This is a genomic window from Streptomyces sp. CRCS-T-1, assembly GCF_024442335.1.
Lineage (GTDB): Bacteria > Actinomycetota > Actinomycetes > Streptomycetales > Streptomycetaceae > Streptomyces > Streptomyces koelreuteriae.
This window is the reverse complement of record NZ_CP101651.1, coordinates 5,652,896-5,676,021: the sequence shown is the minus strand read 5'-3', so window position 1 is coordinate 5,676,021 and position 23,126 is coordinate 5,652,896. Positions and strand designations below refer to the sequence as shown.

Genomic DNA, 23,126 nt, shown 5'->3' with positions numbered 1-23,126 from the left:
CGCGGACAGACTTCGGATCACTTGCCCTCGACAGGACGGCAGTCCGGATACTTCTCGCACCAGATGGTCTGCGTGACGGTCACGGTGACGGCGGGCCCGGGCTGCCCGTTGGTCGGCCCGCCTCCCACCGGCGACGGAGTGGCATCACAGTTGCCGAGCCCGTCCACCTCGAACCACACCTTGCCGTCGACCTTGGCCGTGATCTTCCCGCGCACACATTCGCCGTCCACCGCGTGAGTGACCCTGCCGGTGACGGTGATGTCCTTCCCGTCCTCGGTCTCCCCCTCACAGTCGACGGTCGCCACGGTCTTCTCACGCGCCGAGGGCGATGCGTTCCCGCCCTTGCCGGAGTCGCCGTACGAGGCGGTACACGTCAGCCAACGCACGCCCGCCTTCTGCCGGTTGAGCTCCTTGGTGACGGTTTCGTCAGTGGTGTACGCAACAGCCGCCGAGCTGATCCCCGCCCCGGGTTCACAGGCGACAGCACCGCCCACGCCGACCACCGCGAACGCGGCCACGGCCGCGACCCTTTTCAATGCCCCCATGAAGGGCAGCCTCCCACCGACGGGGTCGGGACGGTAGAGGGCAACTGGCCACCAAGGCATCACCGCCGGGGCCGGGTGGGTCCGCAACCCGGCGCAGCGGGGTACCGCTGCGCCCACCCGTGCCGCCCCTAGCGGCACGCATGCCCGCAGCTAGGCGGGATGGGGCGGCGCCCGCAGCGGCGGCCTGCGGCAGCTAGGGCGGGTGCGGCGGCCCGCGGCTGGGCCGGAAGGCGGGAGCCGGTACGCGCCCGCAGCCGCCGGATCACGGAAGGGGACGTGTCGGGGGGGTGTCCGCCCGCAGCGGTTGGCGCGTCAACGGACAGTCAATTGGTCCCCGACCCCATCGCGCCGTTCCGAGGACGGACACCCCCCGACGCGGCCCCGACCCACCACCGGCGACCAGGCGCGGACGCGCACCCCCACCGAAGCAGCCACAGGGGACTCAGGACCACCGACCGGTCCGAGCCAGCAGCACAGCCGCAGCCGCCGTCCCCGCAGTCGACGTGCGCAGCACACTGCGCCCCAGCCGATACGCCTTCGCCCCGGCCTCCCCGAACAACGCCAACTCCTCGGGCGACACGCCCCCTTCGGGCCCCACGACCAGCACGATCTCACCGGAGGCCGGCAGTTCAGCGGTCGCCAGCGCCTCATCCCCGCTCTCATGGAGCACCGCGGCAAAGTCGGCCCCCGCCAGCAACGAAGCGACCTGCTTGCTCGTAGCCACCTCCGCGACCTCGGGAAACCGCACGCGGCGCGACTGCTTCCCGGCCTCCCGAGCCGTCGCCCGCCACTTGCCCAGCGCCTTCAGCCCCCGCTCGCCCTTCCACTGCGTGATGCACCGCGCAGCGGCCCACGGCACGACCGCGTCGACACCGACCTCGGTCATCGTCTCGACGGCCAACTCCCCCCGGTCCCCCTTGGGCAACGCCTGAACGACGGTGACCCGGGGCTGCTCCAAGGGCTCCTCGATCACCGAGTCCAGCTGGACGATCAGCCGGTCCTTGCCCTCCGTATCGAGCACGACGCAGTCCGCCCAACGCCCGGCCCCATCCGTGAGAACAACGTCCTCACCGGCCCGCAGCCGCTTCACGGAAACAGCGTGCCGCCCTTCCGGACCATCAAGGACATACCGCCCGCCACCACCCGCGTCGAAATGCTCGACCACGAACACCGGCGCCGTCACAGGACGCCGCCCCCACCCGACAACACCGCACGCGCCGTGGCGAGTTCACCGGCCAGCACCTCCACCAACTGCCCGGCGGGCAGCTCGCGGGCCATCCGGTGCCCCTGCCCGGCCCAGAGGGCCATGCCCTGCGCGTCCCCGGCCTTGGCGGCAGCCTTGCGCAGCGGCGAGGTCAGGTGATGGATCTCGGGGTAGGCGGGAGGCGCGTACGGCCCGTGCTCACGCAGGAACCGGTTGACAAGGCCACGCGCCGGCCGCCCGGAGAACGCCCGGGTCAACTCCGTACGTACGAACAGGGGGTTGGTCAGCGCCTGCTTGTGGAGGGCGTTCGCGCCCGACTCGTGCGTGGCGAGGAACGCGGTGCCGAGCTGGGCCGCACTCGCGCCGGCCGCGAGGACCCCGGCGATCTGGCCGCCGCGCATGATGCCGCCGGCGGCGACGATCGGGATGCTCACGGTTTCCCGGATCTGGGCGACCAGCGACAGCAGCCCGATGCCGGAACCGTCCGTCTCCGGTATGTCCCGGTGCGTGCCCTGGTGGCCGCCGGCCTCGACGCCCTGCGCGATGACACCGTCCGCACCGGCCAGCTCGACGGCCCGGGCCTCGTCGGGGGTGGTCGCGGCGGCGAGGACGAAGGTGCCGACGCGGTGCAAGCTGTCGATGACCTCACGGCTCGGCACGCCGAAGTGGAACGACACGACCGGCACGGGGTTGTCGCGCAGCACCGCGAGCTTGGTCTCGTAGCCGTCGTCACGGCCGCTGTCGGGGTCGCCGAGCTCGGCCTCGTACCAGGTGGCCTCACCGGCGAGCTGGTGGGCGTAGACATCGACGGCGGCGGGGTCGGCGTACTCGGGCTGCGGCATGAACACGTTCACACCGAAGGGCCTGCTCGTGAGGCTCCGGAGCTGCTTGATCTCCTGGTACACCCCGTCGGCGGTTTTGTACCCGGCGGCGAGGAATCCGAGCCCGCCCGCCTCGCACACGGCGGCGGCGAGCTGCGGTACGGAGACGCCGCCCGCCATGGGGGCCTGCACGATCGGGTGCGGAAAGAGATCGGTCAGCGCGGAGGACATGACCGCATGTTGTCACGTCCTCCGAACAACTCCGAAACCGGCCTGCCGTGTGGCATAGACCAGAGGAAAAGGCGCCCGAAGAAACCGATCAGCGCCCGTTGAAGGCGTCCTTCAACCGCGAGAACAGCCCTTGCTGCCCAGGCTGGAACTGCCCCGTGGGCCGCTCCTCACCCCGCAGCTTGGACAGCTCGCGCAGCAGCCGCTCCTGCTCGGGGTCGAGCTTCGTCGGCGTCTGGACCTCGACATGGACGATGAGGTCGCCGCGCCCGCCACCCCGCAGGTGCGTGATGCCCCGGCCGTGCAGCGGGATCGACTGGCCGGACTGGGTGCCCGGGCGGATGTCGACCTCCTCCATGCCGTCCAGCGTCTCCAGCGGCACCTTCGTGCCGAGGGACGCCGCCGTCATGGGGATCGTCACCGTGCAGTGCAGGTCGTCGCCGCGCCGCTGGAACGTGGAGTGCGGGAGTTCGTGGATCTCGACGTAGAGGTCACCGGCGGGACCGCCACCGGGCCCGACCTCGCCCTCGCCGGCGAGCTGGATGCGCGTGCCGTTGTCGACACCGGCGGGGATCTTGACGGTCAGGGTCCGCCGGGAGCGGACGCGGCCGTCGCCGGCGCACTCCGGGCACGGCGTCGGCACCACGGTCCCGAAGCCCTGGCACTGCGGGCAGGGCCGGGACGTCATGACCTGGCCGAGGAAGGACCGGGTGACCTGGGACACCTCACCGCGGCCGCGGCACATGTCACACGTCTGCGCGCTGGTCCCCGGCGCGGCACCCTCGCCGCTGCAGGTGGTGCAGACGACGGCCGTGTCGACCTGGATGTCCTTGGTCGTACCGAAGGCGGCCTCGTCGAGCTCGACCTCGATACGGATCATCGCGTCCTGGCCGCGGCGGGTGCGCGAGCGCGGACCGCGCTGCGACGCTGTGCCGAAGAACGCGTCCATGATGTCGGAGAAGTTCCCGAAGCCACCGGCTCCGAAGCCGCCCGCGCCGCCGCCGGCGGCCTGCGAGAGCGGGTCGCCGCCGAGGTCGTAGACCTGCTTCTTCTGCGGGTCCGACAACACCTCGTAAGCGGCGTTGATCTCCTTGAACCGCTCCTGGGTCTTCGGATCGGGGTTGACGTCCGGGTGCAGCTCGCGTGCGAGCCGCCGGAAGGCCTTCTTGATCTCTTCCTGCGACGCGTCGCGGCGCACGCCGAGTACGGCGTAGTAGTCCGTGGCCACTACGACTCCGCCAGGATCTGTCCGACGTACCGTGCCACTGCGCGTACCGCTCCCATCGTTCCCGGGTAATCCATGCGGGTCGGTCCGACCACGCCGAGCTTGGCGACTGCCTCGCCGCCCGAACCGTAGCCGACCGACACGACGGACGTGGAGTTGAGTCCTTCGTGGGCGTTCTCATGACCGATTCGCACGGTCACGCCCGGATCCTTCGCCTCGCCGAGCAGCTTGAGGAGCACGACCTGCTCCTCGAGTGCCTCCAGCACCGGCCGGATCACCAGGGGAAAGTCATGCCCGAAGCGGGTGAGATTGGCGGTGCCGCCGATCATCAGCCGCTCCTCGTTCTCCTCGACGAGCGTCTCCAGAAGCGTGGAGAGCACCATGGAAACCGTACCCCGGTCCTCGTGCTCGAACGCCTCCGGCAGATCCTCCACCAAACTCGGCACATCCGCGAAACGGCGGTTCGCCACACGGCTGTTGAGCCGCGCGCGCAGATCCGCGAGCGAGGCCTCGCCGAAGGGCGCCACGCAGTCGACCACCCGCTGCTCGACCCGCCCGGTGTCCGTGATCAGCACGAGCATCAGACGCGCGGGCGCGAGGGAGAGCAACTCCACATGCCGCACGGTCGACCGGGTCAGCGACGGGTACTGCACGACGGCCACCTGTCGGGTGAGCTGCGCGAGCAGCCGCACCGTACGGGCCACGACGTCGTCGAGGTCGACGGCGCCCTCGAGGAAGTTCTGGATCGCGCGCCGCTCGGGCGCGGTCATCGGCTTGACGCCGGCCAGCTTGTCCACGAACAGCCGGTAGCCCTTGTCGGTGGGGATGCGCCCGGCACTGGTGTGCGGCTGGGCGATGTATCCCTCGTCCTCGAGGGCCGCCATGTCGTTGCGGACGGTGGCCGGGGAGACGCCGAGGCTGTGCCGCTCGGTGAGGGCCTTGGAGCCGACGGGCTCCTCGGTGCCGACGTAGTCCTGGACGATGGCGCGCAGCACCTGCAGCCTGCGTTCACTGAGCATCGCGCACACCTCCAGAAGTCGTCCGTCTGCTGCCCTGCCTGTCGTGGCCTGGCACTCTGCGCGTGCGAGTGCCAGCATTCCCCGGCCCAGTGTACGGCGGTGGGGTGCGCCGCGGGCAAGGCTGGTGGTGCGCTGTCGTGCCCGGAGCGGGGCGCACCCGCTAGCGTCGCCGTATGACGGTGACTTGGGAAGACCTCGGATGGGAGCGCTTGGCCGCCGGTGTGGGGCGGTGCCGGCTCCCAGTGTGGGACTGCACGATCGGGCTGGTCGCCGGCGAGGGGGCGGTCCTCATGATCGACGCGGGGTCCAGCCTGGCCGAGGGCGCGCAGTTGGGGGCGCAGGCGCGGGCACTCACCGGTCACCGTGTGACACATCTCGCGCTGACCCATCCGCACTTCGACCATGTCTTCGGCGCCGCGGCGCTCCCGGACACCGAGGTGTTCGGCGCGGTGGGCGTGGACGCGCTGCTGACGCGGGTGCGGGACCGCGAGGAACTGCGCGAGGACGGGGTGCGCCAGGGCCTGGCGGCGCCCGCTGCCGAGGAGGCGGCGGAGCGGCTGGTCCCGCCCGGCCATCTGGTCTCCGGCGAGTGGACGCTCGACCTGGGCGGCGGGCGGCAGGTGCTGCTGGCGAACGTCGGCCCCGGACACACCGCGCACGATCTGGCGGTGCTGGTGCCCGGTGATCCGGAGGTGGTGTTCTGCGGCGATCTGGTCGAGGAGTCCGGAGAGCCCCAGGCGGGCCCCGACGCCGTGCCGTCGCAGTGGCCTGCCGCGCTGGACCGGCTGCTCGACCTGGGCGGTGAGGACGCGCTGTACGTGCCCGGTCACGGAGCGGTGGTGGACGCGGCGTTCGTCCGGGCCCAGCGGGACGCGCTGGCGGCGCATTTCGGCGTGTCGCGGTGATCGCCGTACGCCTTCTCCTATCGTCATTCGAATGCGCCAGTACTCCGCCGATCTGACCCCGCCGTGGAAGAAGCCGAAGCCGGTGCCCGAGGTTCCGGCGGATCCGGGCCTGGTGGTGGAGGAGCCCGGGAGCGGCTTCTGCGGGGCGGTGATCCGCTGCGAGGCGGGCACGGTGACGCTGGAGGACCGCTTCGGCAAGCACCGTGTGTTCCCGATGGAGCCGCGCGGTTTCCTGCTGGAGGGCAGGGTGGTGACGCTGGTCCGCCCGGCGTCCGGCCCCGCCCGCCCCACGCGCACCGCCTCCGGCTCGGTGGCCGTCCCCGGCGCACGCGCGCGTGTCGCCCGCGCCGGTCGCATCTACGTCGAGGGCCGGCACGACGCCGAACTCGTCGAGAAGGTGTGGGGCGACGACCTGCGCATCGAGGGCGTGGTCGTGGAGTACCTGGAGGGCGTCGACGACCTCCCCGCGATCGTCTCCGACTTCGCCCCCGGCCCGGACGCCCGCCTCGGCGTCCTGGTGGACCACCTGGTCCCGGGCAGCAAGGAATGGCGCATCGCCGAGTCGGTGACAAGCGAGCACGCCCTGGTGGTGGGCCACCCGTACATCGACATCTGGGAGGCGGTGAAGCCGTCGGCCCTGGGCATCGATTCCTGGCCCCGCATCCCCCACGGCCAGGACTGGAAAACGGGCGTCTGCCGGGCCCTGGGCTGGCCGCCCAACACGGGCGCGGCCTGGCAGCGGATCCTGTCGGGGGTGCATTCGTACAAGGACCTGGAGCCAGAGCTGCTGGGCAGGGTCGAGGAACTGATCGACTTCGTAACGGCACCGGCGTAGCTGCCGCTGCGGCCGCCGAATCCGCCTGTGCCGCGCGCCACGGAACCCCGCTCAGCCGCGGACCGCTGCTCCCGCCTAGCTGCGGGCATGCGTGCCGCTAAGGGCGGCACGGGTGGGCGCAGCGGCACCCCGCCACGCCGGGCTGCGCACCCACCCGGCCCCAGCACGAACCCCGAGCACCTCAGTCGACGAGGTCCCGCACAACCCCATCCGCCAGCAACCGCCCCCGCAAGGTCAACACCGCACGCCCCTCCCCATACGGCCCTTCCTGAAGCAACCCCTCGGACAGCGCCCGCCGCGACGCGGCAAGCCCCTCCTCCCGCAGCAACGCCAACGGCACCCCCTCCCGCAACCGCAACTCCAGCAGAATCCGCTCGACCCGCCGATCCTCCTCCGCCAGCACCTCACGCCCGGCCCCCGGCGACCGCCCCGCCGCAAGTGCCCCCGCATAAGCGCCCGGATGCTTGACGTTCCACCACCGCACGCCCCCCACATGGCTGTGCGCCCCCGGCCCGGCCCCCCACCAGTCGGCCCCCCGCCAGTACAGCTCGTTGTGCAGACACCGCCCGGCCTCCGAGGTCGCCCAGTTGGACACCTCGTACCACTCGAAGCCCGCCGAGGACAGCGCCTCCTCGGCGATGAGATAGCGGTCGGCGTGGACGTCGTCGTCCGTCATGGGGACCTCGCCCCGCCGGATACGACGGGCCAGCTGCGTCCCCTCCTCGACGATCAGGGCGTACGCGCTGACATGGTCCGGCCCCGCCCCCAGCGCCGCGCTCAGCGTGGCCCGCCAGTCGTCGTCGCTCTCCCCCGGCGTGCCGTAGATCAGATCCAGATTGACGTGCTCGAAACCCGCCGCCCGCGCCTCCGCCACACACGCCTCGGGCCGCCCGGGCGTATGCGTACGGTCCAGCACCTTCAGCACATGCTGCCGCGCGCTCTGCATGCCGAACGAGATCCGGTTGAAGCCGCCCTCCCGCAGCGCCTCCAGATACGCCGGATCCACCGACTCCGGATTCGCCTCCGTCGTGATCTCGGCGTCCGGCGCGAGTCCGAACTCGTCACGGATCGCGCCCAGCATCCGTACGAGATCACCGGCGGCCAGCAGCGTGGGCGTCCCCCCGCCCACGAACACCGTACGGACGGGCCGCGGATCATCGCCCAGCGCCTTGCGCGCCAGGCGGACCTCCTCAACGAGCGTCTCGGCGTAGTTGTCGCGGGAGGCCAGCACACCGCCGCTGCCGCGCAGCTCGGTCGCCGTGTAGGTGTTGAAGTCGCAGTAGCCGCAGCGGGTCGCGCAGTACGGGACGTGCAGATAGAACCCGAGCGGGCGGTCGGCGGCCCCGGCGAGCGCGGAGGCGGGCAGCGCGCCGTCGTCGGGGACGGGCTCGCCGTCGGGAAGTGCGGAAGGCATGCCTTCCATTGTCCAGCACCGGGGCACTCACTCCGCCTGGAGCACCAGCAGCGCGAGATCGTCGGCCGGCGGCCGCGCCCCGAACTCGTGCACCAGCCGCTTGATCCGCTCGGCTATGAGCTCGGCGTCCAGCCCCGCGCACCCGGCCAGCGCCGCCGCGAGCCCGTCCTCGTCGTCGAACTGGCGGGAGCCGGAGCGGCGCTCGGTCACACCGTCGGTGACGCACAGCAGTGTGTCGCCGGGCCGCAGCTCGAAGGTGTCGCTGGTGTACGTGGCGTCCTCGACGACGCCCAGGAGGGTCTGCGGCTGCGCTGTCGTGTTGACCTCGCCGCCCGCCCCGAGCAGCAGTGGGAGCGGGTGCCCGGCGGAGGCGACGGTGCAGCGGACGCCGCCGTCGAAGGGGACCAGTTCGCCGTAGAGCAGGGACAAGAAGCGCGTCTGGGGGCCGTCGCCGGGCAGGGTCGGCCGGGCGCCCGCGGCCACCAGCGCCCGGGCCGCCGCGTCGGCGGCCTCCGTGGCGTCGTCGAGCAGGAGCTGGTTGAGGCGGTCGAGGACGTCGGCGACCCGGTAGCCCTCGCGGGCCAGCAGCCGCAGCCAGGGCCGGGCCAGGCCGATCACGACGGCCGCCTCGGGCCCCTTGCCCTGGACGTCGCCGACGGCGAAGCACCAGCGGCCGTCTCCGGCCGGGAACAGGTCGTAGAAGTCGCCGCTGGGCCCGCCCTTGTCGTACGGCTCGTAGACGAGGGCGCTGCGCACCCCGGGGATCTCGGCGACGGCGCCGGGCAGCAGTCCGCGCTGGAGTACGGCGCTGATGGTGGCCTGGCGGGCGTACTGGCGGGCGGCGCCGATGGCGAGGGCGACGCGGCGGCTGAGGTCCTCCACGAGGCCGGTGATCTCGTCGGGGAAGCCGGCGGCGCCGGAACGGCCGATGACCAGGGTGCCCAGCGGGCGTCCCCCGGCGACCAGCCGGTAGGCGAGTGCCGAGCCCGGTTCGCCCGGCGCGTCACCGAGCGCCTCGCCCGGCCAGGGGTAGTCGACGGGCCCGGACCCGGGCGGGTCGGACGGGTGCGGCGGGTCTTTCTCCAGGGCCCGGCGCAGCTCCTCGATGCGGTTCTCGCTGCCGTGCCAGACCCGGGCCAGTCGCGCCCCGCCTCCTGCCCCGCCGCTCCAGCCGCCGGTGGCCTCGTCCTCCAGCCACACCGCGCACCAGTCGGCCAGCCGCGGCACGATGAGCTGCCCGGCGAGGGCGGCGACCAGATCCTCGTCGAGCTGTCCGGCGAGCAGGTCGGAGGCCTCGGCGAGGAAGGAGAGGGCGCCGCGGCCCAGCCAGGCACCGTCGCGTCCCTCCCCGCCGCCCTCGTGGCGGTCCCGCCAGTCCCGTACGTCGTTCCAGTCACGCCAGTCCCGTAAGCCGCGGGAGTCCCGCGGGTCGTGACGGTCGTGCCGGTCACGCCACCGCCGCCCGGTCTCCCCCGTCTGTCCCGGCTCCTCGGTCTCCCACCCCTCGGGCGGCTCAGGCGCCAGGATCTCCGCCACCCGCAGCCCGCGCGCCAGCGCCTGCTCCTCGGCGTACGCCTCGATCTGCTCGCCCGCCGCGCACCCCGCGGCGGGCAACCGCGCCCACACGGTCTTGCGGCCCGTGCGGTAGGTGATGCCCCAGGCCTCGGAGAGCGCGCCGACGAGCCGCAGGCCGCGCCCGTACTCGGGCATGTCGTGCGGTGTCTCCGGTTCGCCGCCGCGCGGGGCGCGCGAGGGATGGTGGTCGCAGACCTCTACGACGAGGGCGGCCGTCCCCTTGCCATCCCTGTCATCGCCGTCACCGTCCTCCAACCGGCACTCCAGCTCGACGTCCGTGCCGGCGTGCACGACGGCGTTGGTGACGAGTTCGCTGACCACGAGCGTGGCGTCGTCGGCGAGGCGGTCGGTGAGGTGCTCGGTGCCGGGCAGGCCGAGCCGGGTCCACTCGGCGAGCGCCGAGCGCACGAGGGCGCGTGCGGTGCCCGGCGCGAGCGAGCTGCCGGACAGGGTCGCGTGCGCCCGCGCGCGCTCCTGTGCGGGCGCCTCGGATATGGGTGCGGGCGCCGCGCAGGCCGAGGCGCACGCGTCGGGCGTGAGCATCTCGGCAGTCGGTGCGGGCTTCTCGGAAACGGGCTCGTCCTCAACGGACACAGGCGTCTCCGAGGCGTGTGCAGGCGCCTGCGAGGCACGGGAGGCGGTCTCCCGTTGCGTCGGAATGGCCCCCATGGACAGCTCCCCGGGCAGTTCGTACGAATACGCCACAGTCGATGCCGACAGAGTGACAGACTGGCCACGCCCATAAGCGCCGAGTTACCGAAGTGGGCCGCCATGAGTGAGAACACAGCTACTCCTGTGGTCGAAGACTGGTACGAAGACGGTCAGATTCGTACATCCGATCTGCGTCCACTCCTCGCCGCGATGACCGCCGCACGCGACGGCGACTTCACCAAAGTGCCGGAATCAGGCCACGGGATGGTGGCCGAACTCACCGCGGTCTACAACCAGATCATGGATCGCAGCGTCCACTTCACCACCGAGGTGCAGCGCGTCCGACGGGAGCTGGTGCGGCACGGCCGGCTCGACGAGCGCCTCTCCGCCAGCCCGGGCCAGGGCCTGTGGACCTCCCGCGTCAACGACGTGAACCAGTTGCTCGACGCCCTGGTCGCGCCCGCGGCGAACGCCACGCGCGTGCTGGACGCGGTGGCCGGGGGCGATCTGACCCAGCGGGTCGATCTGCACGACGGGACCCGGCAGTTACGCGGCGACCTGCGTCGTCTCGGCCGGGCCGTCAACACGATGGTGGACCAGCTGTCCCTGTTCACGGGCGAGGTGACCCGGGTCGCGCGCGAGGTCGGCACCGAGGGCCGGCTGGGCGGCCGGGCCAATGTGCGGGGCTTGTCGGGCAGTTGGCGGGACGTCACCGAGGCCGTCAACACCATGGCGTCCCGGCTGACGGCGCAGGTGCGGGACATCGCGGCGGTGACGACGGCGGTGGCCCGGGGCGATCTGACCCGCACGGTGACGGTGGAGGCGACCGGTGAGCTGCTGGAGCTGAAGCTGACCGTGAACACGATGGTCGACCAGCTCTCCGCCTTCGCCGACGAGGTCACGCGCGTGGCCCGCGAGGTCGGCACCGAGGGCCAGTTGGGCGGCCGGGCTCAGGTGCGGGGTGTGTCGGGGGTCTGGAAGGACCTCACCGACAACGTCAACTTCATGGCGTCGAACCTGACCTCCCAGGTCCGCAACATCGCCCAGGTGACCACGGCCGTCGCCAACGGCGACCTGTCCCAGAAGATCACGGTCGCCGCGCAGGGCGAGATCCTGGAGCTCAAGTCGACCATCAACACGATGGTGGACCAGCTCTCCGCGTTCGCCGACGAGGTCACCCGCGTGGCCCGCGAGGTCGGCACCGAGGGCAATCTCGGCGGCCGGGCTCAGGTGCGGGGCGTCTCCGGGGTCTGGAAGGACCTCACCGACAACGTCAACTTCATGGCGGACAACCTCACCTCCCAGGTGCGGAACATCGCCCTCGTCTCCACCGCCGTCGCCCAGGGCGACCTCGGCAAGAAGATCACGGTGGAGGCCAAGGGCGAGATCCTGGAGCTGAAGTCCACGATCAACACGATGGTCGATCAGCTCTCCGCCTTCGCCGACGAGGTCACCCGCGTGGCCCGCGAGGTCGGCACGGAAGGCAACCTCGGCGGTCAGGCCCAGGTCCGGGGCGTCTCCGGCGTCTGGAAGGACCTCACCGACAACGTCAACTTCATGGCGCTGAACCTGACCTCCCAGGTCCGCAACATCGCCCAGGTGACCACGGCCGTGGCCAACGGCGATCTGTCGAAGAAGATCACGGTCGACGCCCGCGGCGAGATCCTGGAGCTGAAGGACACCGTCAACACGATGGTGGAGCAGCTGCGCGCCTTCGCCGACGAGGTGACCCGGGTGGCCCGCGAGGTCGGCACCGACGGCCGGCTCGGCGGAAGGGCCCAGGTGCTGGGTGTCTCCGGGGTCTGGCGGGACCTCACGGACAACGTCAACTACATGGCCGACAACCTCACCTCCCAGGTCCGCAACATCGCCCAGGTGGCGACGGCCGTGGCGCAGGGCGACCTGTCCCGGAAGATCGACGTGGACGCGCGCGGCGAGATCCTGGAGCTGAAGACCACCATCAACACGATGGTCGACACCCTGTCCTCCTTCGCCTCCGAGGTCACCCGCGTGGCCCGCGAGGTCGGCAGTGAGGGCCAACTGGGCGGCCAGGCCCGGGTCGAGGGCGTCTACGGCACCTGGAAGCGCCTGACGACGAACGTCAACGAACTCGCGCTCAACCTCACCACTCAGGTCCGCGCGATCGCCGAGGTCGCCTCCGCGGTGGCCCAGGGCGACATGTCCCGCTCGATCACGGTCGAGACGCGCGGCGAGGTCGCCGAGCTGAAGGACAACATCAACCTCATGGTGGCCAACCTCCGCGAGACGACCCGCGCGAAGGACTGGCTGGAGTCCAATCTGGCCCGCCTGGCCGCCCTGATGCAGGGCCATCGCGACCTGATGGAGGTCGCCGACCTGATACTCAGGGAGCTGACCCCGCTGGTGAACGCCCAGTACGGCGCGTTCTACCTGGCCGACCCGGACGAGGACGGCGCGACCCTGCGCACGACCGTGCCGATCAAGGGCCTGGCCTTCATCGCGGGCTACGGCGCCGCCCAGGACGCGACGGTGGAGACCGGCGGCCTGCCCGTGCACGGCCTGGTCGCGCAGGCGGCCCGGGAGAAGAAGCGGATCCTGGTGGAGGGCGCCCCGCCCGACTACATCAAGATCAACAGCGGACTGGGCGAAGCCGCCCCGACCACGATCGTCATCATCCCGATCCTCTTCGAGGACAAGCTCCTCGGTGTCATCGAGCTCGCCTCGTTCTCCCGCTTCTCCGATGTGCACCTGGCGTTCTTCGACCAGTTCGTCAACACCATCGGTGTCGCCATCAACACGATCATCGCCAACTCCCGCACGGAGTCCCTGCTCGGCGAGTCCCAGCGCCTCGCCATGCAGCTCCAGGAGCGCTCGGACGAACTCCAGAAGCAGCAGGGCGAGCTGCAGCGCTCCAACGCCGAACTGGAGGAGAAGGCCGCCCTGCTGGCCACGTCCTCGCAGTACAAGTCGGAGTTCCTGGCGAACATGTCGCACGAGCTGCGCACCCCGCTGAACTCCCTGCTGATCCTGGCCCGGCTGCTCTCCGACAATCCGGACGGCCGCCTCTCCGACCAGGAGGTGCAGTTCGCGACGACGATCCACCGCTCGGGCTCGGACCTGCTCCAGCTGATCAACGACATCCTCGACCTGTCGAAGATCGAGGCCGGCCGGATGGACGTACGCCCCAAGCGGCTCCCGCTCATCAAGCTGCTCGACTACGTCCACGCCACGTTCCGCCCCCTCACCATCGACCGGGGGCTCGCCTTCGAGGTCGCGGTCGGCGAGGACGTACCGCGCGAGATGTACTCGGACGAACAGCGGATCCAGCAGATCCTGCGCAATCTGCTGTCCAACGCGATCAAGTTCACCGCGTCGGGCAAGGTCGAGCTGCGGGTCGACCGGGTACAGGACGCCGAGCACCGACGGGGGTCGCCCCGCACGAGCGAGGCCGAGAGCGGGGGCGTCAGGGACGCCGATGACGTCGTGGCGTTCGCCGTGTCCGACACGGGCATCGGCATAGCGCCGGAGAAACTCCCGGTGATCTTCGAGGCGTTCCAGCAGGCCGACGGCACCACCAACCGCAAGTACGGCGGCACCGGCCTCGGTCTGTCGATCAGCCGGGAGATCGCGGGCCTGCTCGGCGGCCGGATCGTCGCCGAGAGCGAGCCCGGGAAGGGTTCCAGGTTCACCCTGTACGTCCCGGTCGTCAGCCCCGGCCACACGGCGCCGCCGGTCCTGGTCCCGGAGGAGCGCGCGGCCCTGCCCCTGCCCCTTCAGTCGACGGTGGGCCCCTATCCGGCCGCGCACGACACGGAGGACTCCTGGCCGGCGCCGACCAAGCTGGAGGCGTGGACGTCCGGCAGGCCGGGCCGGATACTGGCCGGGCGCCGGGTGCTGATCGTCGACGACGACATCCGCAACGTGTTCGCCCTGACCCATGTCCTGGGCCGGGTCGGCATGACCGTGCTGTACGCGGAGAACGGCCGCGAGGGCATCGAGACCCTGGAGCGCAGCGCGGACGTCGAGCTCGTCCTGATGGACATCATGATGCCGGAGATGGACGGCTACGAGACCATCTCCGCCATCCGCCGCGCACCCCGCTGGACGGGCCTGCCGATCGTGGCGCTGACCGCGAAGGCGATGCCGGGCGACCGGGAGAAGTCCATCGCCCGCGGCGCCAACGACTATGTGCCCAAGCCGGTGGACATCGACCGGCTGCTGACGGTCGTGTGCGAACTGCTGGACCCGGACCACGCGATGGACGCAGAAGACCCGGCGGAGGAGACCCGACCGTCATGAGCACCCAACACGCCGGAATCCTCCTGGTCGACGACATGGAGGACAACCTGACGGCCCTGGAGGCCGTCCTCGCCTCCCTCAACGAACCGCTGGTGCGCGCCCGTTCGGGCGAGGAGGCGATGAAGGCCCTGCTGCGCCAGCCCATCGCACTGGTCCTGCTCGACATCCGCATGCCGGGCATGGACGGCTTCGAGACAGCCGCCCACATCAAACGCCTGGACCAGACCCGAGACGTCCCGATCATCTTCCTGACCGGAGCGGACGACGACTCGGGCTACGCCTTCCGCGGCTACGCGACAGGCGCCGCGGACTACTTGACCAAGCCTTTCGACCCCTGGGTCCTGAGAGCAAAGGTCAGCGTCTTCCTGGACCTCTACCGCAAGGGCAGAGAGGTGGAACGCCTGAGAAAGGAGATCCAGAACTTGCGAAGCCGGGTGGGGGACGCACCCTAGGGGCGCGGGGAACTGCGCGAGCAACCACGAACAACCCGCAGCCGCCCGCGCTCATTCACCACTCCCTACGCCTCGCGAGAGCCCTCGTACATCTCCTCGATCAGATGCTTGTACTCCCGCTCCACAACCGGCCGCTTCAACTTCAGACTCGGCGTGATCTCCCCGTGCTCCACATCAAGATCCCGCGGCAGCAACCGGAACTTCTTGATGGTCTGCCACTTCTGAAGCCCCTCGTTGAGCTGCTTCACATACCCGTCGACCATCCCCACCGTCGCGGGCGCGGCCACGATCTCGGCGTACGACTTCCCCCCGAGCCCGTTCTCCTTCGCCCACTCGACGATGGCCAACTCGTCCAGAGCGATCAGCGCCGTGCAGAAGTTCCGGTCGGCCCCGTGCACCAGGATGTTGGACACGTACGGGCACACCGCCTTGAACTGCCCCTCGACCTCCGCCGGCGCGATGTACTTGCCGCCCGAGGTCTTGATGAGGTCCTTCTTGCGGTCGGTGATCCGCAGATACCCGTCGGCCGACAGCTCCCCGATGTCCCCGGTGTGGAACCAGCCGTCCGACTCCAGCACCTCGGCGGTCTTCTCGGGCAGCCCGTGGTAGCCCTCCATGATGCCGGGCCCGCGCAGCAGGATCTCCCCGTCGTCGGCGATCCGCACCTCCGTACCGGGCAGCGGCTTGCCGACCGTACCGGTGCGGTAGGCCTCGCCCGGGTTCACGAACGAAGCGGCCGAGGACTCGGTGAGGCCGTAGCCCTCGAGGATGTGGATGCCGGCGCCGGAGAAGAAGTAGCCGATCTCCGGGGCGAGGGCGGCCGACCCGGAGACACAGGCGCGCAGGTTGCCGCCGAAGGCCTCACGGATCTTGGCGAACACCAGCGCGTCGGCGACCTTGTGCTTGGCGCCGAGACCGAAGGGCACGGACAGGGTGCCGGTGCGCCGGAAGTTGTCCTGGGAGACCTTGGCGTACTCGCGGGCGACCTCGGCAGCCCACTGGAAGATCTTGTACTTGGCCCCGCCGCCCGCACGGGCCTTGGCGGCGACGCCGTTGTAGACCTTCTCGAAGATGCGGGGGACGGCCGCCATGTACGTGGGCTGCACGACCGGCAGATTCTCGATGATCTTGTCGACGCGGCCGTCCACGGCGGTGACGTGGCCGACCTCGATCTGGCCTGAGGTGAGCACCTTGCCGAAGACGTGCGCGAGGGGCAGCCACAGGTACTGCACGTCCTCGCTGCTGACCAGGCCGGTCGCGGCGATCGCCTTCGCCATGTACGACCAGTTGTCGTGCGGCAGGCGCACGCCCTTGGGGCGGCCGGTGGTGCCGGAGGTGTAGATGAGGGTGGCGAGCTGGTCCTTGGTGATGGCGCCGACCCGCTCCTTGATCAGGTCGGGGTCCTTCTCCAGACGGGCCGCGCCGCGCTTCTCCAGCTCGTCGAGGGTGAGGATCCAGTCGGCGCTCTCCTCGCCCGCCAGACCCGCCGGGTCGACGACCACGACATGGGTCAGCTCGGGCAGCTCGGCGCGCTTCTCCTTCGCCTTGGCGAGCTGCTCGACGTTCTCCGCGATGAGCACCCGGCTCTCGGAGTCCGACAGGATGTAGGCGGACTCCTCCGCGTTGGTCTGCGGATACACCGTGGTGGTCGCGGCGCCGGCGCACATGATGCCGAGGTCGGCGAGGATCCACTCGATCCGGGTGCTGGAGGCGAGCGCGACGCGCTGCTCGGCCCGCACGCCCAGCTCGATCAGTCCCGCCGCGATGGCGTAGACGCGCTCGGCGGCCTGCGCCCAGCTCAGCGACTTCCACTCCTCCGGTCCCTGACCCGAGGACGATGGGACCGGGTACCGATAGGCCTCTGCGTCAGGCGTGGCCGCCACGCGCTCCAGGAACAGGCCCGCCACCGACGGCGGACGGTTCTCGATCAGGGTCTGTGTGTCGCTCACGACGTCCTCCGGGGCCCGCGTCAGGCGGCTGGCTCAGGTGCGGCTGGTTTTACTCGCGAGCCGTTGTTTAACTCGCGAGTAACTATCGAGCAGGGATCAGAGTAAAGGCCGACCGGTCCCCGCGTAAGGGCCCGCGGCCTGTCTCTTCGTACAGACAGCTACCCCACGTACGCACAGGGGCCCGCCGCGCTCTCACACGACGGGCCCCTGTTCTACCCGGTTTGCGGTGTAACCCACGGTAATCCGTGATTACTTCTTGCCCTTGCCCGACCCCGCGCTGTCATCGCTGGACAGGACGGCGATGAAGGCCTCCTGCGGAACTTCCACGGAACCCACCATCTTCATCCGCTTCTTGCCCTCCTTCTGCTTCTCCAGCAGCTTCCGCTTACGGGAGATGTCACCGCCGTAGCACTTGGCGAGGACGTCCTTGCGGATGGCGCGGATGGTCTCGCGGGAGATGACCCGGGAGCCGATGGCCGCCTGGACGGGGATCTCGAAGGCCTGGCGCGGGATCAGCTCGCGCAGCTTGGCGACGAGCCGCACGCCGTACGCGTACGCCGCGTCCTTGTGCGTGACCGCCGAGAAGGCGTCCACCTTGTCGCCGTGCAGCAGGATGTCGACCTTGACGAGACTGGAGGCCTGCTCGCCGGTGGGCTCGTAGTCGAGCGAGGCGTAGCCCTTGGTCTTGGACTTGAGCTGGTCGAAGAAGTCGAAGACGATCTCCGCGAGGGGAAGCGTGTAGCGGATCTCCACGCGGTCCTCGGAGAGGTAGTCCATACCGAGCAGCGTGCCGCGCCGGGTCTGGCACAGCTCCATGATCGCGCCGATGAACTCACTCGGGGCGAGGAGCGTGGCGCGTACGACCGGCTCGTACACGTCGTTGATCTTGCCCTCGGGGAACTCGCTCGGGTTGGTCACCGTGTGCTCGGTGCCGTCCTCCATGACCACGCGGTAGACCACGTTCGGAGCGGTGGCGATGAGGGCGAGCCCGAACTCGCGCTCGAGCCGCTCGCGGATGACGTCGAGGTGGAGAAGGCCCAGGAAGCCGACGCGGAATCCGAAGCCGAGGGCCGCGGAGGTCTCCGGCTCGTAGACCAGCGCGGCATCGTTGAGCTGGAGCTTGTCGAGGGCCTCGCGCAGCTCCGGGTAGTCGGATCCGTCGAGGGGGTAGAGGCCGGAGAACACCATCGGCTTGGGTTCCTTGTACCCGCCGAGGGCCTCGGTGGCGCCCTTCTGCAGGCTGGTGATCGTGTCACCGACCTTGGACTGGCGGACGTCCTTCACACCGGTGATGATGTAGCCCACCTCGCCGACACCGAGGCCGTCGGCGGACAGCATCTCGGGCGAGTTCGTCCCGATCTCGAGCAGCTCGTGCGTGGCGTTGGTGGACATCATCCGGATGCGCTCACGCTTGTTGAGCTGACCGTCGACGACTCGAACGTACGTGACGACGCCGCGGTAGGAGTCGTAGACCGAGTCGAAGATCATCGCGCGGGCAGGCGCGTCCGCGACGCCGACCGGGGCCGGCACCTCGGCGACGACCTTGTCGAGCAGCGCGTCGACGCCCACGCCGGTCTTCGCGGAGACCTTGAGGACGTCCTCCGGGTCGCAGCCGACGAGGTTGGCGAGCTCCTCGGAGAACTTCTCCGGCTGGGCGGCCGGGAGGTCGATCTTGTTCAGTACAGGGATGATCTTGAGGTCGTTCTCCATCGCCAGGTAGAGGTTGGCGAGAGTCTGGGCCTCGATGCCCTGGGCCGCGTCGACCAGGAGGACGGTGCCCTCGCAGGCGGCGAGTGACCGCGAGACCTCGTAGGTGAAGTCGACGTGGCCCGGGGTGTCGATCATGTTGAGGATGTGCGTGTTGCCCGGCTCCTCGGTGGGAGCCCACGGCAGACGCACCGCCTGGGACTTGATCGTGATGCCGCGCTCACGCTCGATGTCCATGCGGTCGAGGTACTGAGCGCGCATCTGCCGCTGCTCGACCACTCCGGTGAGCTGGAGCATCCGGTCGGCGAGCGTGGACTTGCCGTGGTCGATGTGCGCGATGATGCAGAAGTTGCGGATCAGAGCCGGGTCGGTACGGCTCGGTTCGGGCACATGGCTAGGGATCGCGGGCACGCAGGGTCCTGATTCTTGAGGCGTCCGCAGTGTCTGCGGTCTCGGGTCGGATCGATACGTAGCCTCCATGGTCCCACGGAAGGGGACCACCGACGGGTTTGGGCCGTGGATGGGCCCGCTGGTACCGTGGGGGGCTGTGCCTCATGCCCTCTCAGCAGGAGGCGCTACCTCAAGAAATCATCGGTGCGGGTCCCGCGCGGTCCCGTGCCAGAACCTGAAAAGGCTCATTCGTGGCGAACATCAAGTCCCAGATCAAGCGGATCAAGACCAACGAGAAGGCGCGGCTGCGCAACAAGGCCGTCAAGTCCTCCCTCAAGACCGCGATCCGCAAGGCCCGTGAGGCTGCTGCCGCGGGTGACGTCGAGAAGGCCACCGAGTACCAGCGCGTCGCCGCGCGTCAGCTCGACAAGGCCGTCTCCAAGGGCGTCATCCACAAGAACCAGGCTGCCAACAAGAAGTCGGCGCTGGCTCAGAAGGTCGCCGCGCTCAAGGGCTGACATCTGATGTGACGCCGGAGGGAATCGAGCGGGCCCTCTCTATCCGCTCCCGTCCGGCACCCCTTACGGATCCGCGCGCGGCCTGCGTTCGCCACGCGGGCGCGGATCCAGCAGCTTGAATCGAAGGCCGGGTGCCTCTCCCGTTCCCCATGGGAGGGTGCCCGGCCTTCGGCGTGCCGGTCCTCGCTCCGGGCGTCGCTCGCGGCACAGTGGAGAGATGACCGGAGACGACAGGGACGTTCTGGCCGGGGCCCGCGTGGCGACCAGGCTGCCCGCCCAGGACCTGGACCGGGCGCGGCGCTTCTACGCCGAGAAACTCGGCATGGAGCCCGCCGACGAACGCCCCGGCGGGCTGCTCTACCGCTGCGGCGGCGGGGAGTTCGTGCTCTTCCGCTCGACGGGCGCCTCGCCCGGCACCTTCACCCAGATGGCGTTGGAGGTCGACGACATCGACACCGCCGTGGCGGAGCTGAAGCGGCGCGGTGTGGTCTTCGAGGAGGTCGACGTACCCGGCCTGCGCACACGGGACGGGATCGCCGAGGTCGAGGGCAACTACCCGAGCAAGGGCGCCCGCGGCGAACGCGGCGGCTGGTTCCACGACAGCGAGGGCAACCTACTGGGCATCGGCCAGCCTGTCCGCTGAAGGGAAACCTGCTGGGCGTCGCCCCGCCCGTCCCCTGAGGAGCCGGCCCCTACCCTCGCCCCTCTGGACCTGGCCGGCCGGGGGACAACCCGGCGGCTGGTCCGGGACAGCGAGAGAAGCCGCTGGGCATCGGCTCGCCCGTCTGAGGAGCCGGCCCCTACCCTCGTCCCCTGGACTTGGCCGCCCGGCGGAAAAACCCCAGCGGCTGGTCCGCGACAGCGAGAGAAACCGGCCGGGCATCGACGCCCCCGTCCCCTGAAAAGCGGCCCCTAGCCCCGCCCCCGGGACCGGGCCGCCCGGGCGATGGCGACCACCGCCTTCTCCAGGGCGTACCCCGGGTCGTCGCCGCCGCCCTTTACTCCCGCGTCCGCCTCGGCCACCGCTCGCAGCGCCACGGACACGCCGTCCGGGGTCCAGCCGCGCATCTGCTGCCGGACCCGGTCGATCTTCCAGGGCGGCATCCCCAGCTCGCGGGCGAGATCCGCCGGCCGGCCTCCGCGGGCCGAGGAGAGCTTTCCGATCGCCCGGACGCCCTGGGCCAGCGCGCTGGTGATCATCACCGGTGCCACGCCGGTCGCCAGGGACCAGCGCAACGCCTCCAGCGCCTCGGCCGCCCGCCCCTCGACCGCCCGGTCGGCGACCGTGAAGCTCGACGCCTCGGCCCGGCCGGTGTAATACCGCCCGACGATCGCCTCGTCGATCGTCCCCTCGACATCCGCGACCAGTTGCGAGACCGCCGACGCCAGCTCCCGCAGATCACTGCCGATCGCGTCGACGAGCGCCTGGCACGCCTCCGGCGTGGCGGACCTGCCCGTCGCCCGGAACTCGCCCCGCACGAACGCCAGCCGGTCCGCCGGCTTCGTCATCTTGGGGCAGGCCACCTCGCGCGCCCCGGCCTTGCGCGCCGCGTCGAGCAGCCCCTTGCCCTTGGCCCCTCCGGCGTGCAGCAGCACGAGGGTGATCTCCTCGGCGGGCGCCCCGAGGTAGGCCTTGACGTCCTTGATCGTGTCGGCCGAGAGATCCTGCGCGTTGCGCACGACCACGACCTTGCGCTCCGCGAAGAGCGAGGGAGACGTCAGCTCGGCGAGCGTGCCGGGCTGCAACTGGTCCGGGGTCAGGTCCCGTACGTCCGTGTCGGCGTCGGCGGCCCTCGCCGCGGCCACCACCTCCTGCACGGCACGGTCGAGCAGCAGCTCCTCCTGGCCCACGGCGAGCGTCACCGGGGCGAGAGGGTCGTCATTCGCAGTCTTCCTGGCCATCGCGACAAGCATCCCACGCGCCACTGACAACGGGCCCGAACGGACCGGGGCGTACGCGGGGCCGCTACGGCTCTTCCCGCCAGCCGTCCCACTCCCCGGCGAACCGGTCCAGCTCCCCGGCGTCCAGCCGCCCGGCCTCGTCCCTCAGGACGACCAGCCACTGCGCGTCCTCGGCATCGTCCTCACCGGCCAGCGCGTCCCGCACCAGCTGCGGCTCCTCGACGACCCCGAACCTCTCCCCGAGCGCCTCGACCACCTCTTCCGCGGCATCACGGTCGGGCAGCACCAGCACATGTCGCACATCACTCACGCCGGACATTGTCCGACACCGCGTCGCGGCCCGGTCCGCCGGATCCGCCCGGCTCAGCCCTTGCGGACGACCTGCACATCGAGGTCGATCCTGATGCTCGGCCCGACCACCGCGATGCCCCGCGCCAGCATCGTCTGCCAGCTCACGGTGAAGTCGTCCCGGTGCAGCTCGGTCGTGGCCCGGCAGGCCGCCCGCACCTCGCCCTCCATGCCGTTGCCCAGCCCCAGGTACTCCGTGTCCAGCGTCACCGTCCGCGTGACGCCGTGCAGCGACAGCGCCCCCGTCACGGCCCACCGGTTCGCGCCCTTGTGCACGAACCGGTCGCTGTAGAACTCCAGCGTCGGGAACTTCGCGACGTCCAGGAAGTCCGCCGACCGCAGATGGTCGTCCCGCATCCTCACGTTCGTGTCGATGGACGCCGCGTCGATCACCACATGCATCGCCGACCGCTCCAACGGCTCGGCGACCCGCATGACACCCGCGAACGACTTGAACTGCCCGTGGATCCGGGCCAGTCCGATGTGCCGCGCGGTGAACGCCAGCGAGGAGTGCGCCGGCTCGATCTCCCAGTCGCCGGGCCCGGGCAGCTCCGGCGGCCGGGCCACCTGCAGCGTCACGTCCCCGAGCGACGCGAGCGTGTTCTCGGCTACCTGCGTGGTCGCCCGGTACGGCGTGTACCCCTCCGCCGACACCGCGAGCCGGTACTCCCCCGCGGGCACCGTCGTCACGAACGACCCGAACGGATCCGCGCCCCCGCTGACCACCGCCCGCCCCATGGCGTCGGTGACCGCGAACTCCGCGTGTCTGACCGGCTCGTTGACCGGATCGAGCACCCGGCAGCTCAGCACCCCCGCGCTCGGCGGCGTCGGCACCGCCGCCAGGGGACTCGTCCGTTGCACCCGGTTGGGTCGGCTTCCCCGCCAGCGGCCGATCATCTCGAAAGCCTCCTGGACACCTCGTGCGACTCGAAGTCAGCGGTTCGATCACTGTTCATCGAGGACGCATTCGACCACCGATGAGGCTTTCGAGGCAACACGCGACCACATCACGGGAATCCAGCAGATGTGATGGGACTACTCCCGAGTAGCACCGACTGGAACCATGTGGACCGTGTGTGAACGGTGTGCACCTTCTGGACCGAATCAGCCCCGTCCGGGTCCGGGTCGACCCCCGGACGGATGCGAGTCCGCCCCCGGAC

General features: G+C 70.5%; 18 protein-coding genes. 6 read left to right on the top strand and 12 right to left on the bottom strand.

Translation table 11 applies throughout. The features are described 5' to 3' along the window. Positions 1-17: 17 nt before the first annotated feature. From NNW99_RS25720 to hrcA, 5 genes are all read right to left on the bottom strand, one after another. On the bottom strand, positions 18-545 hold the full coding sequence (locus NNW99_RS25720) for a hypothetical protein (RefSeq protein WP_215121479.1): 528 nt from the start codon (positions 543-545) through the stop codon (positions 18-20). Positions 546-987: 442 nt separating this feature from the next. Further along, positions 988-1,728 (bottom strand): 16S rRNA (uracil(1498)-N(3))-methyltransferase, encoded by a 741-nt coding sequence (locus NNW99_RS25715; protein WP_215121478.1) that lies wholly within the window; start codon positions 1,726-1,728, stop codon positions 988-990. Then, on the bottom strand, positions 1,725-2,801 hold the full coding sequence (locus NNW99_RS25710; RefSeq protein WP_215121477.1) for a nitronate monooxygenase: 1,077 nt from the start codon (positions 2,799-2,801) through the stop codon (positions 1,725-1,727). Before NNW99_RS25710 ends, NNW99_RS25715 begins: the two co-directional genes overlap by 4 nt. An 88-nt stretch (positions 2,802-2,889) precedes the next feature. After that, positions 2,890-4,026 carry a molecular chaperone DnaJ gene (dnaJ, locus tag NNW99_RS25705; RefSeq protein WP_215121476.1) on the bottom strand — a complete coding sequence of 379 codons (1,137 nt, stop codon included), beginning with the start codon at positions 4,024-4,026 and terminating at the stop codon, positions 2,890-2,892. Continuing rightward, the gene (gene hrcA, locus NNW99_RS25700; RefSeq protein WP_215121475.1) at positions 4,026-5,042 is read right to left on the bottom strand and encodes a heat-inducible transcriptional repressor HrcA; all 1,017 of its coding nucleotides are present in this window, start codon (positions 5,040-5,042) and stop codon (positions 4,026-4,028) included. Before hrcA ends, dnaJ begins: the two co-directional genes overlap by 1 nt. A 173-nt stretch (positions 5,043-5,215) precedes the next feature. Between hrcA and NNW99_RS25695 the strand changes: the two genes are divergently transcribed. Next, positions 5,216-5,947 carry an MBL fold metallo-hydrolase gene (locus NNW99_RS25695; protein ID WP_215121474.1) on the top strand — a complete coding sequence of 244 codons (732 nt, stop codon included), beginning with the start codon at positions 5,216-5,218 and terminating at the stop codon, positions 5,945-5,947. Between the two features lie 31 nt (positions 5,948-5,978). Beyond that, the gene (locus NNW99_RS25690; protein ID WP_215121473.1) at positions 5,979-6,782 is read left to right on the top strand and encodes a DUF3097 domain-containing protein; all 804 of its coding nucleotides are present in this window, start codon (positions 5,979-5,981) and stop codon (positions 6,780-6,782) included. Positions 6,783-6,963: 181 nt separating this feature from the next. Here the strand turns inward: NNW99_RS25690 and hemW are convergent, their stop codons facing one another. Together hemW and NNW99_RS25680 are read right to left on the bottom strand one after the other, a co-directional pair. Then, positions 6,964-8,196 carry a radical SAM family heme chaperone HemW gene (gene hemW, locus NNW99_RS25685; RefSeq protein WP_215121472.1) on the bottom strand — a complete coding sequence of 411 codons (1,233 nt, stop codon included), beginning with the start codon at positions 8,194-8,196 and terminating at the stop codon, positions 6,964-6,966. A 27-nt stretch (positions 8,197-8,223) separates the two neighbouring features. Beyond that, entirely contained in the window at positions 8,224-10,314 is a 2,091-nt protein-coding gene (locus NNW99_RS25680; protein ID WP_215124458.1) for a SpoIIE family protein phosphatase, read from the bottom strand. Between the two features lie 228 nt (positions 10,315-10,542). Here NNW99_RS25680 and NNW99_RS25675 point away from each other — a divergent pair, with 228 nt between their 5' ends. Together NNW99_RS25675 and NNW99_RS25670 are read left to right on the top strand one after the other, a co-directional pair. Then, a complete protein-coding gene (locus NNW99_RS25675) occupies positions 10,543-14,700 on the top strand; it encodes a HAMP domain-containing protein (RefSeq protein WP_215121471.1) in 4,158 nt (1,385 codons plus the stop codon). Next, entirely contained in the window at positions 14,697-15,152 is a 456-nt protein-coding gene (locus tag NNW99_RS25670; RefSeq protein ID WP_215121470.1) for a two-component system response regulator, read from the top strand. The genes NNW99_RS25675 and NNW99_RS25670 overlap by 4 nt, the downstream gene beginning before the upstream one ends. A 65-nt stretch (positions 15,153-15,217) precedes the next feature. Here NNW99_RS25670 and NNW99_RS25665 read toward each other — a convergent pair whose 3' ends face one another. After that, positions 15,218-17,101, bottom strand: a complete 1,884-nt coding sequence (locus tag NNW99_RS25665; protein ID WP_215121469.1) for a long-chain fatty acid--CoA ligase — start codon at positions 17,099-17,101, stop codon at positions 15,218-15,220. 249 nt (positions 17,102-17,350) lie between these two features. After that, positions 17,351-19,219, bottom strand: coding sequence for a translation elongation factor 4 (gene lepA / locus NNW99_RS25660; RefSeq protein WP_215121468.1), 1,869 nt, complete (start codon positions 19,217-19,219; stop codon positions 17,351-17,353). A 230-nt stretch (positions 19,220-19,449) separates the two neighbouring features. Here lepA and rpsT point away from each other — a divergent pair, with 230 nt between their 5' ends. After that, positions 19,450-19,716 (top strand): 30S ribosomal protein S20, encoded by a 267-nt coding sequence (gene rpsT / locus NNW99_RS25655; RefSeq protein ID WP_033306356.1) that lies wholly within the window; start codon positions 19,450-19,452, stop codon positions 19,714-19,716. A gap of 217 nt (positions 19,717-19,933) precedes the next feature. Continuing rightward, positions 19,934-20,359: a VOC family protein gene (locus NNW99_RS25650; RefSeq protein WP_215121467.1), complete on the top strand. Its 426-nt coding sequence runs from the start codon at positions 19,934-19,936 to the stop codon at positions 20,357-20,359. Between the two features lie 269 nt (positions 20,360-20,628). On the opposite strand, the gene holA is transcribed toward NNW99_RS25650, so the two are convergent. From holA to NNW99_RS25635, 3 genes are all read right to left on the bottom strand, one after another. Then, positions 20,629-21,618 (bottom strand): DNA polymerase III subunit delta, encoded by a 990-nt coding sequence (holA, locus tag NNW99_RS25645; RefSeq protein WP_215121466.1) that lies wholly within the window; start codon positions 21,616-21,618, stop codon positions 20,629-20,631. A gap of 64 nt (positions 21,619-21,682) precedes the next feature. Continuing rightward, positions 21,683-21,928, bottom strand: coding sequence for a hypothetical protein (locus NNW99_RS25640; RefSeq protein WP_215121465.1), 246 nt, complete (start codon positions 21,926-21,928; stop codon positions 21,683-21,685). Between the two features lie 53 nt (positions 21,929-21,981). After that, a complete protein-coding gene (locus NNW99_RS25635; protein ID WP_215121464.1) occupies positions 21,982-22,863 on the bottom strand; it encodes a YceI family protein in 882 nt (293 codons plus the stop codon). Between the last annotated feature and the right edge of the window lie 263 nt (positions 22,864-23,126).

What these genes read in the sequence shown, in the direction of transcription:
- NNW99_RS25720 (WP_215121479.1), bottom strand. Translation starts at nt 545, where the DNA reads ATGGGGGCATTGAAAAGGGTCGCGGCCGTGGCCGCGTTCGCGGTGGTC.
- NNW99_RS25710 (WP_215121477.1), bottom strand. Translation starts at nt 2,801, where the DNA reads ATGTCCTCCGCGCTGACCGATCTCTTTCCGCACCCGATCGTGCAGGCC.
- hrcA (WP_215121475.1), bottom strand. Translation starts at nt 5,042, where the DNA reads ATGCTCAGTGAACGCAGGCTGCAGGTGCTGCGCGCCATCGTCCAGGAC.
- NNW99_RS25695 (WP_215121474.1), top strand. Translation starts at nt 5,216, where the DNA reads ATGACGGTGACTTGGGAAGACCTCGGATGGGAGCGCTTGGCCGCCGGT.
- NNW99_RS25690 (WP_215121473.1), top strand. Translation starts at nt 5,979, where the DNA reads ATGCGCCAGTACTCCGCCGATCTGACCCCGCCGTGGAAGAAGCCGAAG.
- hemW (WP_215121472.1), bottom strand. Translation starts at nt 8,196, where the DNA reads ATGCCTTCCGCACTTCCCGACGGCGAGCCCGTCCCCGACGACGGCGCG.
- NNW99_RS25680 (WP_215124458.1), bottom strand. Translation starts at nt 10,314, where the DNA reads ATGCTCACGCCCGACGCGTGCGCCTCGGCCTGCGCGGCGCCCGCACCC.
- NNW99_RS25675 (WP_215121471.1), top strand. Translation starts at nt 10,543, where the DNA reads ATGAGTGAGAACACAGCTACTCCTGTGGTCGAAGACTGGTACGAAGAC.
- NNW99_RS25670 (WP_215121470.1), top strand. Translation starts at nt 14,697, where the DNA reads ATGAGCACCCAACACGCCGGAATCCTCCTGGTCGACGACATGGAGGAC.
- NNW99_RS25650 (WP_215121467.1), top strand. Translation starts at nt 19,934, where the DNA reads ATGACCGGAGACGACAGGGACGTTCTGGCCGGGGCCCGCGTGGCGACC.
- holA (WP_215121466.1), bottom strand. Translation starts at nt 21,618, where the DNA reads ATGGCCAGGAAGACTGCGAATGACGACCCTCTCGCCCCGGTGACGCTC.
- NNW99_RS25635 (WP_215121464.1), bottom strand. Translation starts at nt 22,863, where the DNA reads ATGATCGGCCGCTGGCGGGGAAGCCGACCCAACCGGGTGCAACGGACG.